Annotated in this window: 17 protein-coding genes; 12 read left to right on the plus strand and 5 right to left on the minus strand. The window is 59.4% G+C overall.

Translation table 11 applies throughout. The annotated features are described in order from the left end of the window. Positions 1-124: 124 nt before the first annotated feature. Together WDN01_02660 and WDN01_02665 are read right to left on the minus strand one after the other, a co-directional pair. Positions 125-496 carry a hypothetical protein gene (locus tag WDN01_02660; protein ID MEJ0024905.1) on the minus strand — a complete coding sequence of 124 codons (372 nt, stop codon included), beginning with the start codon at positions 494-496 and terminating at the stop codon, positions 125-127. Positions 497-518: 22 nt separating this feature from the next. Then, positions 519-950, minus strand: a complete 432-nt coding sequence (locus WDN01_02665; protein MEJ0024906.1) for a hypothetical protein — start codon at positions 948-950, stop codon at positions 519-521. Between the two features lie 213 nt (positions 951-1,163). Between WDN01_02665 and WDN01_02670 the strand changes: the two genes are divergently transcribed. Further along, positions 1,164-3,407, plus strand: a complete 2,244-nt coding sequence (locus WDN01_02670) for a TonB-dependent receptor (protein MEJ0024907.1) — start codon at positions 1,164-1,166, stop codon at positions 3,405-3,407. On the opposite strand, the gene WDN01_02675 is transcribed toward WDN01_02670, so the two are convergent. Beyond that, a complete protein-coding gene (locus tag WDN01_02675) occupies positions 3,401-4,312 on the minus strand; it encodes a LysR family transcriptional regulator (protein MEJ0024908.1) in 912 nt (303 codons plus the stop codon). The two genes, WDN01_02670 and WDN01_02675, sit on opposite strands and share 7 nt — an antisense overlap. 102 nt (positions 4,313-4,414) lie before the next feature. Here WDN01_02675 and WDN01_02680 point away from each other — a divergent pair, with 102 nt between their 5' ends. After that, complete coding sequence (locus WDN01_02680; GenBank protein MEJ0024909.1) at positions 4,415-4,846, plus strand: DoxX family protein; 432 nt, start codon at positions 4,415-4,417, stop codon at positions 4,844-4,846. 148 nt (positions 4,847-4,994) lie between these two features. Here WDN01_02680 and WDN01_02685 read toward each other — a convergent pair whose 3' ends face one another. Next, positions 4,995-5,828: an alpha/beta hydrolase gene (locus tag WDN01_02685; GenBank protein ID MEJ0024910.1), complete on the minus strand. Its 834-nt coding sequence runs from the start codon at positions 5,826-5,828 to the stop codon at positions 4,995-4,997. A gap of 175 nt (positions 5,829-6,003) precedes the next feature. Here WDN01_02685 and WDN01_02690 point away from each other — a divergent pair, with 175 nt between their 5' ends. The 6 genes from WDN01_02690 to hcaB all read left to right on the plus strand — a co-directional run bounded on the left by WDN01_02690 (position 6,004) and on the right by hcaB (position 11,071). Further along, positions 6,004-6,690: a GntR family transcriptional regulator gene (locus WDN01_02690; protein ID MEJ0024911.1), complete on the plus strand. Its 687-nt coding sequence runs from the start codon at positions 6,004-6,006 to the stop codon at positions 6,688-6,690. A gap of 62 nt (positions 6,691-6,752) precedes the next feature. Next, a complete protein-coding gene (locus WDN01_02695; protein MEJ0024912.1) occupies positions 6,753-8,108 on the plus strand; it encodes an aromatic ring-hydroxylating dioxygenase subunit alpha in 1,356 nt (451 codons plus the stop codon). Continuing rightward, positions 8,095-8,667, plus strand: coding sequence for a 3-phenylpropionate/cinnamic acid dioxygenase subunit beta (locus WDN01_02700; GenBank protein MEJ0024913.1), 573 nt, complete (start codon positions 8,095-8,097; stop codon positions 8,665-8,667). Before WDN01_02695 ends, WDN01_02700 begins: the two co-directional genes overlap by 14 nt. A 7-nt stretch (positions 8,668-8,674) precedes the next feature. Next, positions 8,675-8,998, plus strand: coding sequence for a bifunctional 3-phenylpropionate/cinnamic acid dioxygenase ferredoxin subunit (locus tag WDN01_02705; GenBank protein MEJ0024914.1), 324 nt, complete (start codon positions 8,675-8,677; stop codon positions 8,996-8,998). Continuing rightward, positions 8,995-10,236, plus strand: a complete 1,242-nt coding sequence (locus tag WDN01_02710) for an FAD-dependent oxidoreductase (protein MEJ0024915.1) — start codon at positions 8,995-8,997, stop codon at positions 10,234-10,236. The genes WDN01_02705 and WDN01_02710 overlap by 4 nt, the downstream gene beginning before the upstream one ends. Then, the gene (gene hcaB, locus WDN01_02715) at positions 10,223-11,071 is read left to right on the plus strand and encodes a 3-(cis-5,6-dihydroxycyclohexa-1,3-dien-1-yl)propanoate dehydrogenase (protein MEJ0024916.1); all 849 of its coding nucleotides are present in this window, start codon (positions 10,223-10,225) and stop codon (positions 11,069-11,071) included. The genes WDN01_02710 and hcaB overlap by 14 nt, the downstream gene beginning before the upstream one ends. Before the next feature lie 127 nt (positions 11,072-11,198). Here hcaB and WDN01_02720 read toward each other — a convergent pair whose 3' ends face one another. After that, positions 11,199-11,678 (minus strand): IclR family transcriptional regulator C-terminal domain-containing protein, encoded by a 480-nt coding sequence (locus WDN01_02720; GenBank protein ID MEJ0024917.1) that lies wholly within the window; start codon positions 11,676-11,678, stop codon positions 11,199-11,201. A gap of 445 nt (positions 11,679-12,123) precedes the next feature. On the opposite strand from WDN01_02720, the gene WDN01_02725 reads away from it, so the two are divergent. From WDN01_02725 to WDN01_02740, 4 genes are all read left to right on the plus strand, one after another. Continuing rightward, positions 12,124-12,912: a fumarylacetoacetate hydrolase family protein gene (locus WDN01_02725; protein MEJ0024918.1), complete on the plus strand. Its 789-nt coding sequence runs from the start codon at positions 12,124-12,126 to the stop codon at positions 12,910-12,912. Further along, positions 12,909-13,853 (plus strand): acetaldehyde dehydrogenase (acetylating), encoded by a 945-nt coding sequence (locus WDN01_02730; GenBank protein ID MEJ0024919.1) that lies wholly within the window; start codon positions 12,909-12,911, stop codon positions 13,851-13,853. The genes WDN01_02725 and WDN01_02730 overlap by 4 nt, the downstream gene beginning before the upstream one ends. Further along, positions 13,850-14,887: a 4-hydroxy-2-oxovalerate aldolase gene (gene dmpG, locus WDN01_02735; protein ID MEJ0024920.1), complete on the plus strand. Its 1,038-nt coding sequence runs from the start codon at positions 13,850-13,852 to the stop codon at positions 14,885-14,887. Before WDN01_02730 ends, dmpG begins: the two co-directional genes overlap by 4 nt. Positions 14,888-14,974: 87 nt before the next feature. Continuing rightward, positions 14,975-15,853: a VOC family protein gene (locus WDN01_02740; protein ID MEJ0024921.1), complete on the plus strand. Its 879-nt coding sequence runs from the start codon at positions 14,975-14,977 to the stop codon at positions 15,851-15,853. Positions 15,854-15,872: the final 19 nt, after the last annotated feature.

Genomic DNA, 15,872 nt, shown 5'->3' on the forward strand with positions numbered 1-15,872 from the left:
CGCACGCGCGTGAGGCCGGTTCGGACTCGTCTCCAACCTGACCGAATCGTCAAGCATGCGAACAAAGATGCCGCTTACGCTGTCCGCAAAAGATCCCGCCAAGCGGCGGCGTTCGCCGGGGCCATCAACGGCCTGACTTAATGACGCCCGTGAACTTTCCGGTGGCATCTTCGCCAGCGAAGGAGTCGCCGGCGTTATATTCCTTCGACGGTACGCAAACGGGCTTGGCGTCGGGGGCTGGCGGCGGATCGGTCGGCGTAAAGCAGCTCTGGCCGTTCGCCTCCGCCCAATTTCCCTTGATCGTCGCGCCGCTGGGCAGCGCGATCGAATAAGTGTGATCCGCGTTGACGTACCCCTTGGCGACGCGGCCGTCCGCGTAAGTAAAATCAATAGTGCCGCCATAGGCGACGGACCAGGTATCGGCAAACGCGGGCTTGGCCGCAAGCGCGGTGAATATCACGGCCGCAGCCGTCAATAGCGTGTTCATAGCGCGCATCGGGATTTCCTCCTGCCCTTGTTCAATCGATATTCAGTGGCTGGCCGAGAAGATTCTCGGTGCGATCGACCTCGACGAGAACGGCCCACCCCTTCTTATCCGGGTCCCATTGCTTCTCCGGCTCGATCAGACGTTCCCACACCTTCTCATAGACCGGGCCGGATTTGTGGACGCTTGCCGTTCCGTAGAAGCGGACGATACCGCCGATGGGAAGAACTTCGCGCGCGCCAAGATTGAAGTAGAAGACCGTGACCTTCGTCCCGTCGGCAAGCAACGCAGTGGTGGTTCCGCGGCCACGCTCCCAGATCGAGATGTGATTGTCGTCATAGACTTGCGCGCTGCCGCGGGGCGTAATTTGGGCGAAGCCGGTGCTCAGTACCGTGCCGACAAGACAAACGTGCTCGGGAAACGCCGCATCGATCAGTGGGCGGACTGCATTGGGGATCGACGCCATGATTAATCCTCGCCCGTTAGACGATCGATGTGTGACTGAAGATGCCTGAGGCGTCAATCGGCAAGGCGTGACAGCGCGCAAAACATTTCTGCGCGCCGCTGACAAATCTCCATCTCTATCAACGCAGCCGAACATGTCCTTCAAACCATTCCGGCTATCCCGATATTCAAAAATGTCCAATAAGCAAAAAAAACTGTCTCGGGGGGACTCCAAATGCCGAATTTCTGCAATGCCATTCGTGCGGTCTCGGTGCTCAGCGCCGTACTGCTATGTGCGACCGGATCTGCGTTCGCGCAGGCGGACGGCGGCGCCGCGCCGACAAAACCGGCAAGCACGTCCGAAGCATCGACCGGGTCGCAGCTCGAGACAGTTGTGGTGACGGCGGAAAAAACCGGTGAAGACCTACAGCGGGTTCCGGTGAATGTCAGCGCGGCGAGCGCTGCCACACTGGAAGAGAAGGGCGTAACGAATATCGGTGATATCCAGGCTGCGATTCCCTCGTTGAACACCGTAAATACTTTGGGCTATCTGACGTTCTTCCTTCATGGCGTCGGGACGATCCAAAACGGCATAGGATTTGAAAACCCCGTCGCACTGTACGTCGATGGCGTGTATATCGGCGACCAAGGGGTAGGTCTGTTTCAGTTCAACAACATTGCGCAGGTGGAGGTCGACAAGGGCCCCCAGGGGACCTTGTTCGGTCGAAATGCGACGGGCGGCGTCATCCAAATAACCACGCTCGAACCCACCGAGGATTTTCATATCAAGGCAAGCCTTGGGGTCAGCAGCTACGGTGGAGTAAACGGCTCGCTCTATGCGGCTGGTGGCATTGCGCCGGACTTGGTCGCAGACATTTCCATTGCGGCTTCGCGTCGAGATGGTTGGGGAAAAAACCTTTTCAACGGTCAGGAGGTCTATGCCGTTCCGCATGATGTGGCTGTGCGGTCGAAGTGGGTTTACACGCCCGGCGACTGGAAGTTCACATTAATTGCCGACTACGCGAATACCCTGAATAGCAATAACTCGGCGAGTGTCGTTCAGGGATCTCGCGTCGGCAATGGCGTTGGACCAATTGGAAGTCCCATCTTTTACCCGAACCCATGGGATACGGACGCGAATGTCCAGCCTCGGGAGACGGTTGAAGGCGGTGGAGTGAGCCTGAAGGCGGAACGGAGTTTTGGCACTGTTCAGATGTCAAATCTTGCCTCTTGGCGGACGAATACGTTCCGTTCCATCGCCGATTATGATGCAACCGCTACGGCGGGAACCGGCCTCGATATCCATTCGCGTGCCTGGCAGTTCAGCGATGACTTGCAATTTGCTTCATCTGGCGATGGCCCGTTCAAGTGGGTTGCCGGCCTCTACTATTTCCGAGCGAATGGTCGCTTTCTCCCAGACGGGGTCTCAATTGGAGGCGTGGTGACTCCTACTGGTCAGACCATCCCCTTCTTCACCGCCGCGATCTTTGGGCAGGAGAATACCCAGGCCGAAGCGGTATTCGCTCAAGGTTCCTATGAAATCCTTCCCGCGCTGACGCTCACCTTGGGAGCTCGATACAGCCTCGAGCAGCGCGATACTTCGGGGTTCGAAGATGCAGTAAACTGCAGCTTGCCGCCCGGGTTCTGCCCGCCACCCGTACTTGTGCCGCCGGTGAGCGCTTCGCGAGACTTCAATCAGCCAACGTTCAAAGGTGCACTCGCCTATCAGCTGACACCTGACACGCTCGTCTACACCTCGGTAAACACCGGCTTTAAGAGCGGCGGCTACAATGCTACCGACCCGGCCAGCGCATTTTGGCTATACTTACCGGAAAAGATCATTGCGTATGAAGCCGGCGTAAAATCGGATCTCCTGGACCGGAAACTGCGCGTAAACGCCTCGGGGTTTTACTACGACTACAAGCACATCCAGAGCGAAATCTCGGGGACTACCTCTACAGACATCAACAATGCCGGATCGGCTCACATCTACGGTCTCGATGCCGACATAACCGCATTTCCAGCTGGTGATCTTCAGCTCGATGCTTCGCTCTCGCTTCTTCATGCGGAATATTACGAATTTCCCACAGCTGCCCTGGGCCAACCGGGAGGCGGATATCCCGTCCTCACCGGGAACGGGGCAGGGAATACGCTTCCGCACTCTCCGAGCGTGACTTTGACCGCCGATGCGCAATATCCATTTGAGTTTGCGAACGGAACACTCACGCTTGGCGGAAATGTCTATTACAACAGCGGATATTACCTCGAATCGGACAATATTATTCACCAGAACGCCTACGCTATGGAGGGCGCCACGATCCGCTGGACGAACGACGGCCATTTTTCGCTTCTGGTGTACGCGAATAACATCAGCAATGAGGCCGTCAAGAGTATTGGCGTCACGATACCAACTGGAAATCAGTGGAACGTTCTCGGAGCGCCACAGACTTTCGGGGCCACCCTCACTTACGCCTATTGATTGGTGTCGGGGTATGCACGTCCGTCCACCAGTGCTTGGAATAGGAACGCACTGGCGGGCCCCTGTGGATGGTCTCGATTTCGAGATACTACCACCTCGAAGCTGGGAAGGTGATCCAAGCCATCCCAGCGGTCGACGGGCAGTACGACCAGCCGCCCGGACGCAATGTCCGCCTCGACGAGCGGCCTGGGCATGCTGCCCCAACCGATGCTCGCACATATCAGGCTGCGTTTGGTTGCAAGGTCGGTTACACGCCAAGCGTCAAACGCAGCAACCCCGTGATCCTTGCCCTCTGTCGCCTCGCCACTTTCGGTCAATACGATTTGCAATTCGTGTCGCAAGACATCGACGGTGATCGGCCCCGCACACCGGGCCAATGGATGGTCCGGTGCCGCGACCGCTACCAGCTCCGTCATCGCAATTCGGTTGCTTTCAAGGGTGTCGGGTAAAATTGGTTCGACAAGGACTGCCAAGTCGAGGACCCCGCGCTGCAATGCGTCCGGTAGCCCGAATGACTTTCTAAAGATCTTGAGCCCGACCGCTGGAAATTTGGCGCGAAACGAAGACAGCGCGGCTGCCACGTCGGCAAAGGGAACCATTTCCGACAATCCGAGACGCACTTCAGATTCGAGGCCGCCGGCCATGCCTTTGACCTGGGTTCCAAACTGCGCGACGTCGGCAAGAATACGGCGCGCGCGCGGCACCAGTGCTTGGCCCGCTCTCGTGGGAATTGGCCGATATCCCGTGCGATCGAATAGCGGGGCGCCCACCTGATCTTCTAACTTCTGAATTGCATACGTTATCGCCGATTGTGCGCGGTTTAAGCGACGGGCGGCGCCAGAGAAGCTGCCCTCGTCGACGGACGTGACGAAAACCAGCAATTGGTCGAAGCTCGGTGTCTCCATTTCTATTGACTTTTCCGAACTTCTTTATCGAAACAATCCCAATTTTTTCGAGCAAATCTTCTCCCTATGCTGAGAGGCTCGATAAGAATTGGAGAAGCGTTCATGGATGAGGGAATAGCGGTCCAGCATGCGCGTGGATCGGACGGCAAGATTCTCAATATCGCCCTCTGGATAGCGCAAGCTGCCATCTTTGTTCTCTTCGGCATGTCGGCGCTCATGAAGCTGACTTTTCCCATCCCCCAACTGGCCGGCATAATGCCGTGGACCGGGCAGCTTCCGACGACCTTTGTGCGCTTCATCGGTGTCGTTGACCTGGCCGGGTCGCTCGGCATTATTCTTCCCTCGCTCACGCGAATTTTTCCGCGCGTAACGGTATTGGCTGCGCTGGGCTGTACGGTCCTGCAAATCCTCGCCATTTGCTTCCACAGCTGGCGCGGAGAATTCTCCTCGCTGCCTCTCAACTTCGTGCTGTTGCCGCTTTCAGTCTTCGTTCTTTGGGGCCGGTCGAGCAAAGCGCCCATTCGTTCACGCTGATCTCGCAGTCAACGGGCCCAGCCGCACTCGGCCGCGCCGTCGTGTTCAGCGCGCACTGAATGTCGCGAGCGGCGCTCCATCGGCCGCTAGCCGGCGGACGGCGACTTAGCGCTCCGTACAAACAACGCGAACCGTTCCGCATCGAATATCAGGAGCGCTTGAGGAAAGACGATGTCACGTCCGCGAACAGACGCGGGCGCTCGATCATGGCCCAATGGCCGCAGTGCGGTATGAAGTAGCCGGTCGAATTCTCAAGCAATTGGATGAAACGGTATCCCTGACTCATCGGCACGACCTTGTCGTCCTTGCCGTTGACGACCAATGTCTCGACCTTGCAGCGGGCGACGTCTTCGTCCTGATACATGCCGCCGCCAGTCCTCGCGGCGCCAGCGTCTAGGAGGGCCTTGAAGGCAGCTTGCAATTGCGGGCGCATCGAAAGGGCATGACGATAGGAGATCAATTCCGGGGGCGCCGCAAAGTCCGGGTGGGTCAGCGCCTCGACCACTTTCTTCATGCCCGCGACAGTGAAGTCGTATTGTGCGAGTGCCATCAATGCAGGAGAGGGTTGTGGATTGCTGAGGCCGGCGCTTCCCATCAGTACCAGCTTGCGAAGCCGTTCAGGGTGACGCATCGCGACGCCCAGGGCCGTCGCGCCACCCATTGAATTGCCGACGATGTTCGCACTCTCAAGGCCAAGGGCATCAAGAAACGCAAGGAGCTGCTGGAATCGCGCGTTCTGGCCGTAATCGAAGCGGGCGGGATCGGGCGCGTCGGAATCGCCAAAGCCGACCATATCGTAGGCCATCGCCCTAAAGCCTGCTGCGGCGAACAACGGCAGCGATCCCTTCCAATTACCGCGCGCGTCGGCACCGGGGCCCGCGCCGTGGATCAGGATGAGCGGCTCACCCGCTCCGGATTCAATGAAATTGGTGTTGTAGTCGCCAGTTCGGATGGATTTCCGCGGCAGCTCGGACTCGCTCATCCCCATACCCCTTTTTTTGATGGTATCTCGTATTGGAATATGAGATATGATATCCGAACGAAGGCGACGTCAAGCTGATTGGCCGTGCGCGGCCGGAGAAGAAATTGTGCCGCGTCGATGCGGCAGTGTCTCCGCGCGGCTCAGGAAGCTTGATTGATAGGCATTAGGAATTTCGATGGATTCCATTCCAAGCGTGCCGGCAATCGGAGACGTCGTGTACCAACGAATCTTGGACGCGATCGTGAACGGCACACTTTTGCCTGGGGCGCAGATCACCGAACAGGCGTTGGCCGAAAGGTTGAATGTCTCGAAGACTCCCGTTCGCGAGGCTCTCTTGCGACTCCGCCAACACGGGCTCATCGAAGCCAGCGGCAAGCGGGGATATCGTGTCGTCCTGCTCTCCACCGAAGCGTTGCGGGCAACGATGGAAATCCGCGAGGCGCTCGAAATTTATCTTGCGGTGTGTGCGGCTGAACGAGCTAACGAAAAGCAGAAGGGCCAAATTATGGCCACTGCCCAAGCGTCTCTGACCGCAGCTGAGGCAGGCGATTTTGATGCGTTCCATGTTCAGGATCGCGAATTTCACTCCGCGATTGCCGGGGCCGTCAGCAATTCTGCGATGGACGAGCAGGTCGCCCGCTGCATCGTCCTGATCCACACGGCGGTGCGTCGGGACCTGCCGCCGGATGGCGAAGAAATCGTGCGTTGCGGGCAACGTCATGTTCAAGTTGCGAAGGCGATTTTCGCTGGCGACGCGCGGGCCGCATCAATCGAAATGATGGGGCACCTTCGAAGCTTTCATGCAGTGGTGATCGAACAGCGTGAAGCCAGCTTGGCAGCGCGAGGCATGGCCGCGGAATAAGCTGCACGCCCCATGCAATCTACGACGATGGGTAATCGGTGTCACAACAAGAAAGGTACGTCATGGAGGACGCAACGCAACGGTCGGCCAAGTGGAAAGAAACGGATATTAGGGCACTCTTCGATGAAGAAGGAGGCACGGTCGACTCCCGAATCTACACCGACCAGGATCTCTACGATCTCGAGATGGAGCGGTTATTCGGTCGCTCGTGGCTGTTCCTCGCCCACGAATCCCAATTCAAGAAAACGGGAGACTATTTCGCCACCTATATGGGCGACGATCCCGTCATAGTCGTCCGACAACAGGACGGCAGCATCAAGGCTTTTCTCAATCAATGCAGGCACCGCGGCATGCGCATCTGCCGCAACGATGGCGGGAATGCACGGGCATTTACGTGCCCCTACCACGGCTGGGCCTATGACATAGGCGGCAACCTGGTCAACGTGCCGATGGAGAAGGAAGCTTACGGCGCCGTCGACAAGCGCAAGTGGTCGGCCACGGCAGTGCCACGCGTGGAACACCACAAGGGACTGATCTTTGGCAACTGGGATGTAAACGCCCCGTCTCTTGCAGACTATCTTGGCGAGGCGCGCTTCTACATGGACGCGATGCTCGATCGTGCCGAAGGCGGCACTGAGATGATCGGGGGCGTCATCAAGTGGGTCGTTCCCTGCAATTGGAAGCTCGCGGCGGAGCAGTTCTGCAGCGACATGTATCACGTATTCATTACACATGCCTCCGGTTTCATCGCGATGGCGCCCCCGGAAGCTCCAGCTGGCGGGCCTGGTCCCGTGCAAGAAGGCCTACAGTTCCGTGCTTCGTGGGGCGGTCATGGGTCCGGTCTCTTTATTGGCGCCGGCGGCTTTGAGCAGATGGCCATGACCGCAGGTGTCGAAACCGCTGAGTATTGGTGTATCGACTCTGCGCCGGAAGCCGAGCGGCGGCTGGGGAGGTCGCGTGGTCGCGAGATGAACGGCGCGCATATGACGGTCTTTCCGTCACTGTCCTTCCTTGCCGGCACCAACGCGGTGCGCGTTTGGCACCCGCGCGGTCCCAACGAGATCGAGATATGGGCGTTTACGCTTGTTGATGCTGCCGCTCCGGACAATGTGAAGGAGCAAGTTCGCCTCAGTGGCCAACGTGGCTTTGGACCATCGGGCATCTTTGAACAAGATGACGGCGAGAATTGGGTCGAGGTTCAGCGCGTATTGCAAGGGCATCAGGCGCGCAAGACGCGCTTCAACGTACAGATGGGTCTTGGCAAAGGCGGGATCGACGACGCTCGCTTTCCGGGCCGTCTCGGCTATGTCTACTCCGAGAATGCGGCGCGTGGCTTCTATGCCCATTGGCTACGCATGATGACAGAACCGAATTGGTCGACCCTTGGCCCGACGCAGGTGAAGCATGCCGCAGAATAGCCCCCGAGCGGCCGGCGTCGAGTTGCAGCCGAACAGCCCGCAGATAGTTGGCGTCGAGTTGCAGCACGAAATCGAGCAATTCCTTTACCGTGAAGCGGCGCTTCTCGACAACCGGCGTTTCGAGGAGTGGTTGGACGTACTCGCCGAGGATATTCGCTATTACATGCCTCTTCGCACGAATCGTTCGCGGCGAGAACAGTCGCTTGAATACTCAAGCGAGCATGAGAGCAGCTATTTCGACGAGGACAAACGCATGATGAACGTGCGTGTCAAGAAGCTCCGATCGGAGTTCGGCTGGTCGGAGGATCCGCCGTCACGCACGCGGCACCTCGTCAGCAATGTCCAGATCGAACCAAATGTGGATGGCGAGTCATTCGCCATAACAGCGGCCGTCTTGGTGTATCGGAATCGTGCCGAGCGCACCGTCGATATCATATCGGGTGAAAGACGGGACGTTTTGCGTCGGGCAAACAATGCATTGGGCTTCGAGATCGCCTCCCGTACTTTCCTGATCGATCAGTCGACCGTGCTCGCATACAACATCAGCTTCTTCCTTTGAGATAACGATGGCGTTTACGCTCGTCTGCACGACGTCCGACATTGCTGCAGGAGAGGCGCGCCGCATCGATCATGAGGAACCGGTAGCCCTCTTCAATGTCGATGGCACCTTCCTAGCAGTGCAGGACAAATGCACCCATGGCGATTGGTCGCTTGCGGAGGGATATGTCGATGGCGATGTCGTGGAGTGCACGCTCCACATGGCGAAGTTTTGCCTGAGGACTGGCAAGGTTCTCGGCCCGCCGGCAACACGCCCTCTCAAGGTCTATCCTGTGCGTGTCGAGGGAAACAATGTCCTGGTAGACCTTTCAGCGGGCGCCAGCGTCATATGATCGGTTCAATCGCAATCATCGGTGCGGGGCTCGCGGGCACGGTTGCGGCGCAGACTCTGCGAGCAGACGGCTATGACGGCCAAATCCTGCTGATCGGCAATGAAGGTGTTGCTCCCTATGATCGGCCGTCTCTGTCAAAAACCGTGCTCGCGGGCGAATTGGCAGATCCGCCAAGACTTATCGATGATGGCTGGCTTGAAAATGCTGGGGTCGAATTCCTGCCCGGCAATCCGGTGGTCGATCTCGATCCGGCGAATGGCAAAATCACATTGCATCGGGGCCACGGCTTTCACGCGGATCGCATCCTGATCGCGACGGGCGCACGCGCACGAGTTCTAAGAGGCGGCGCGGCGCTGACCGGCGTCCATTATCTGCGCAACCTGGCCGACAATCGTTCGCTGGCCGCGGCCATGGCCAGGGCGCGGACCATGGTGGTGATAGGGGGTGGGCTGATCGGCTGTGAAGTTGCCACGACGGCACGCAAGCTCGGTCTATCTGTTACGGTCGTCGAAGCGTCGGACGAGCTTGTAGCACGCGTTCTCGGTCGATCGATCGGCCAGCAATGTCGGGCTTGGCTCAACGACCTCGGTGTCGCGACAATAACCGATACAACAGTGTTGCGCATGATCGGCGACAGCGACGTGGAAGCGGTCGAGCTGAGCAATGGCCGGGTCGTTCCCGCCGACGTCGTTCTTGTCAGCATTGGCGCGGAGCCGGAGACCGCGCTTGCAAAAAGGATATCGCTTCCCTGCCGCAACGGAATCATTGTCGACGCGACAGGCGCGACTTCAGCGCCGCGGATATTTGCGGCGGGCGACGCCGCCGCATGGCCCGTGCGCGATGGCGAGAGCAGATCGCTCGAAACCTATCTCAACACGCAAGAACAGGCCGCCATCGTGGCGCGGTCGATGCTTGGTACGCCTCGTCCGATGCCGCAATTGCCACTCGCGTGGACCGAAATTGCCGGCCGGTATATCCAAGTCGCCGGCCAATTCACCGGCCCCGGCGAGATAGTCGAGCGCACCGACGCCGACGGAATCGGTTCCGTTTCATTCCGAATCCACAACGAGCGAGTCGTTGCCTGCGTCGCCATCGCTGCAACACGTAGCTTCGCTCTTGCGCGACGCATGGTCGAGAGCGAGTTGCGGATTGGTGCCGCCACGCTTTCCGACCCGAACACGAGCCTGCGCGACTTGCTGCGTCAGGAAGGGAGGGAGAGGAGACATGCCACGGCTTGACGGAGAAGTCGTCCTCATCACGGGCGGCGCATCGGGACTAGGCAAGGCAATCGTCGGTCGCTTGGTTGCGGAGGGCGCAAAGGTGATGGTGCTCGATCGTTCTGCGGACCGTTTGGCTGCGCTGACCGAAGAGCACGGCTCGCAAGTCTTGGGCGCGACCGGTGACGTCCGCGTGCTCGCCGACCAAGAAAGGGCAGTGCAGACATGCGTGGCGCATTTTGGGCGCCTCGACTGTCTGATCGCCAATGCCGGTATCTGGGACTATTCGATCCCGCTCGTGGATCTTGCGCCGGAGAACATTGACGCAGCGTTTGACGAGATGTTTCAGGTCAATGTCAAAGGCTACATCCTGTCTGCCAAGGCTGCGCTTCAGGCGCTTGTCGCATCCCGCGGCAGCATCATCATGACGATTTCAAATGCGGGCTTCTATCCGGGCGGCGGGGGACCTCTGTACACAGCCAGCAAGCATGCGGTAGTGGGCCTCGTGCGTCAGCTCGCCTATGAACTCGCGCCCTATGTCCGGGTCAACGGCGTTGCGCCGGGCGCAATCGACACGGATTTGCGAGGGCCGACCAGTTTAGGGCTCGCGGAGAAGTCCATTGCGAGTCTTGATCTGCCGAGTATCGCGGGGCCGATGATGCCGATCGGGCGAATTCCGACGGCTGCCGAATACACCGGCGCCTATGTCTTGTTCGCGAGTCGAGGCGATAACGTACCTGCGACCGGCGCCCTGCTGAACTACGATGGTGGAATCGGAATCCGCGGCTTGGCGCAACCCGCGGGAGGCACCCACTTGGCAGACCACTTCGCCCGTCAACAGAAATCCAAAGAATGATAGGCGCGATCCAGGTGCCCGCACAACGTTCGTCCATTCGGGACGATTCCACTCAGCCGAACGTTTGACCGAAGCTTTGCACTGGCATGGCGATCAAGATCGCCGTGGCAAAGGAGAGCCACGATCGTCAGGTTTTTCGAGCGGTCGGCGCCTCCCCAATCTTCCTTGGACCGTGCTCGACCAATGGCTGGTTGGCAGCGCCAAGTCGTTTGCCAATTCGTCGGGCGCAGTTCTGCAATGGCTGCAATAGCTCCAGGCTGATCGGTCTGTCGGACCGCATAGAAATTGAGACCGCAGCCACAACCTGAGCACCTGCCGCCATGACCGGGACGGCAAGGCAGTAGAGGCCGGACTGCAGTTCCGCATCGTCAACGGCAAAACCTTGTCGGCGGATTCGTTCGAAAAGCCGTCGCAACCGGTTAGGGTCGGTCGTGGTGCGTTCGGTCAAAGCGATAAAGGGGCTAGCTGCCAGGTAGTCTTCCCGTTGAGCCGCCGCCTGATGCGCCAAGAGCGCCTTGCCGATTCCTGAGCAATAGGCTTCCAGCTGGATTTGTTCACTCGTCAGCACCGGCTCGCCGCCGCCATGCGCCTTGACGAGGTAGGTCACCATTCCTCCCTCAAGCACACCAAAATGCACCGTCGCTCCGACCTCTTTGGCCAGTTCCGTGGCCAATGGGCGTGCGACAGCCGCCAGGGTGCCGGACCAGTCACAAGACTTGATCAATCGTGCCAGGCGAACCCCGGGCGCGTATTGACCCGGTCCGACCCGACAGAGCATGCCGTTCCGGATGAAGACTGCCGTCAATCTCTGAGCCGTCGAAATCGGAATCCGCAATCGATCCGCCAGCTGAGTCAGCTTCGCGGAGGTTCCTGATTCGATGATGAGGTCCAGAAGGGCCAGTCCGCGTTCCAGACTGGTGGCCCCCTGGAGGGACGAGTGGGAGGGCCTAAAATTCATTCTCTCACTATATGAGAGAAACACGCGCCGGCCAATTGCGAAAGCCGAGCCGGTCGGGCGTTAGTGTGCCCGACGAATTTTGAGTCGCACCACCATGCCCGCTTCTTACCAATCCCTGGCCGATCGGCTTCGCCTCGCCTATCGCGACGGCGTGACCCCGCCGCTCCGTGACGGTCTGGAACCCAGCGATATCGATGGAGCCTATGCTGTCCAATCGATCAACACGGCTTACTGGGTTTCGCAAGGCCGAAAGATCGTCGGCCGCAAGATCGGGCTTACATCCAAAGCCGTTCAGGCCCAATTGGGAGTTGATCAACCCGATTTCGGTGTGTTGTTCGAGGACATGGAAATCAAGGATGGCGGTGTCCTCCCCATTGCCTCGGTACTTCAGCCCAAGGCAGAAGCCGAGATCGCTCTGATCCTTGGGTGCGACCTGAACCGGGACGGTCTCGTCGCCCACGACTTGCTGCGCGCCGCCGACTGCGCTTCTGCCGCCATCGAGATTGTCGACAGCCGGATCGCTGACTGGAAGATTACCTTTGCCGATACCGTCGCCGACAATGGCTCATCAGCGTTTTTCGTGCTCGGCGCTCGCAAGCTACTGCTTCAAGGACTCGACCTTTTCACCTGCGGTATGGCGCTCAAGGTGAATGGAGAGATTGCTTCTGTCGGAGCCGGCGCCGCCTGCCTCGGCCACCCGCTGAACGCAGCCGCATGGCTCGCCAACACCCTCGCGCGGCGGGGCGAGCCGCTCAAGATCGGCGACGTCCTTCTCACGGGCGCGCTCGGCCCCATGGTGCCGATCCGGGACGGGGACGAGGTTTCCGCCCAGATCGGCGGCCTTGGCAGGGTTGGCTTTTCGATGGAGCTGGCGCGGCGATGATCAGAACTACGAAGGTCGCCATCATCGGCTCCGGCAATATCGGCACTGACCTGATGATTAAAATCAAACGCCTGTCGAAGGTGCTCGAGATCGCCGCCTTCGTCGGCATTGATCCGACGTCGGACGGATTGAAGCGAGCGCACGCCTTGGGCGTGCATACCAGCGCGAATGGGGTTCAGGGGCTCGTCGAGATGCCTCAGTTCGCAGACATCGACATCGTTTTTGATGCAACGTCCGCAGCGGCCCATAACGGGCATGACGCGATCCTGCGTCGCCATGGCAAACGGGTGATCGATCTCACCCCGGCCGCAATCGGGCCCTACATTGTTCCTGCGGTAAACTCCGAGGCCAATCTAGACGCCCAAAACGTCAACATGGTCACCTGTGGCGGCCAAGCCACAATCCCGATCGTCGCCGCTATCAACAGAATCGCGCATGTCCGCTACGCAGAGATCGTCGCATCAATCGCCTCCCGTTCGGCAGGCCCAGGCACGCGGGCGAATATCGACGAGTTTACGGAGACGACGGCGCGCGCGATCGCTGAAGTGGGGGGAGCGGATCGGGGTAAGGCGATCATCATCCTCAATCCGGCCGAACCGCCGCTCGTCATGCGTGACACGGTTTACTGCCTGACCGACAATGCCGATCAAAATCTGATCGTCGCGTCCGTCGAGCGCATGGTCGCCGAGGTGCAGGCTTATGTGCCGGGGTATCGGCTCAAGCAGGCGATCCAGTTCGAACACATCGGCGATAATCAGCCCCTGCATATCCCCGAGATGGGCGGCGACTTCACCGGGCTCAAGGTCACGGTTTTCCTGGAGGTTGAAGGCGCTGCGCACTACTTGCCCGCCTATGCCGGAAACCTCGACATCATGACCTCAGCCGCACTGCGAACGGGCGAACACATAGCGCTTCGAATTCAGCGAGAACGTGCCGCATGACGGACCCCGCAAAGCTCTACATCCAAGACGTCACGTTGCGCGATGGGATGCACGCGATCCGGCATCGTTACGGTATCGACCAGGTTCAGACGATTGCTCGCGCGCTCGACCAAGCCAAGGTCGATGCGATCGAAGTAGCCCACGGGGATGGGCTCTCGGGCTCCAGCTTCAACTACGGCTTCGGCGCACATACCGACTGGGATTGGATCGCGGCCGTGGCCGAGGTCATCACGCATGCCAAGCTGACCACGCTCCTGCTTCCCGGCATCGGCACGATCCACGACTTGAGGCACGCCCACGATCTTGGCGTCCGATCCGTCCGCATCGCAACCCATTGCACGGAGGCGGACGTCTCGCGGCAGCATATCGAATTCGCGCGCGAGCTGGACATGGATGTGTCCGGCTTCCTGATGATGAGTCATATGATCGATCCCAAGGCTCTCGCCGCTCAGGCGAAGCTGATGGAAAGCTACGGGGCACATTGCGTTTACGTCACCGACAGCGGCGGCGCGATGACGATGGACCGCGTGGCAGCGTGCTTCCAAGCCTACGATTCGGTTCTGAAACCTGAGACGCAGCGCGGAATTCATGCGCATCACAATCTATCGCTTGGCGTAGCCAATTCGGTTGTGGCCGTGCAAAACGGAGCTATTCGAGTCGATGCGAGCCTCGCCGGCATGGGTGCGGGCGCAGGCAATGCCCCGCTGGAAGTCTTCATCGCCGTCGCCGACATCTATGGGTGGCAGCACGGGACGCGTCTCTTCGACCTGATGGACGCCGCCGAGGATCTCGTGCGGCCGTTGCAGGACCGGCCGGTACGGGTCGATCGCGAGACACTCAGTCTCGGCTATGCGGGTGTCTATTCGTCATTCCTGCGCCATGCCGAGAAGGCCTCGAAAGATTACGGGCTGGATACGCGCGACATTCTGGTTGAGCTCGGCCGGCGCCGGATGGTCGGCGGCCAGGAAGACATGATCGTTGATGTCGCGCTCGACTTGCTGAAACTGCAGGGGACTTCGAGTGAAAGTGGCTAGCCCCGTCTCTGTGCGGACCCGGTCACCGGCGGTTAAGGCCGACAGTCGACTCTGAAGATACGCGCCAACATTGCGAGGTAATCAACCATGAGTGTACGCGCCCTATCCTATATCGGCCTCGAGGCGAGCGATCTGCGCGCTTGGCTAGCGTTCGCAACCGACGTCTTGGGTCTGATGAACGTACCGTCGGACGATCCCGCAACGATCAAATTCCGGCTCGATTCGCGCGCCTGGCGGATCGCTGTCGATAAGGGGGACCGCAACGATCTCACCTATGTTGGCTTTGAGGTCGCCGGTCGGGACGATCTCGAAGCGATGCGGAAGCGGATTGACGCATTCGGGATAGAGACGGCTTCCGGCGACGTCGAACTTCGGCGCCAGCGCCGCGTGCTGGACCTCTTCCATTTTGAAGATCCGATGGGACTGCGGACGGAACTCTTCTATGGTGCGACCGAAGTCTTTGAGCAGCCTTTCTGCTCCGCAGCGGGCGTAACCTCTTTCGTGACTGCCGAGCAGGGGCTGGGCCACGTCGTGCTTCTCGTGCCCGATTTGGCAAAGGCGCGTGACTACTACGAGCGGGCGCTCGGCTTGCGCCTGACGGATGTCATCGCAATGGCAACGCCCGGCGGAACCGTCGAAATATTGTTCCTGAACTGCAACCCGCGACACCACACGATCGCATTGGCGGAAATACCGAGCCCGCGGAGGTTGGACCATTTCATGATCCAGGTCGCCTCGCTCGATGACATGGGGCTTGCTTATGATCGGGCCTTGAAGTCGAAGGCACCGATACGGGCGACCATTGGCCGGCACAGCAACGATCATATGGTTTCTTTCTACGCCATTACGCCGTCAGGCGTAGCAGTTGAATATGGCTGGGGTGCCCGTGAGCTCGACCACAATTGGAACGTCGTGAGGTACGACTCCACCCGCGTGTGGGGCCATCATCCGCCTTCCAACAGTTAGTTGCTGATTTGTGGAAGCC

It is taken from the genome of Rhizomicrobium sp. (genome assembly GCA_037200985.1).
GTDB lineage: Bacteria > Pseudomonadota > Alphaproteobacteria > Micropepsales > Micropepsaceae > Rhizomicrobium.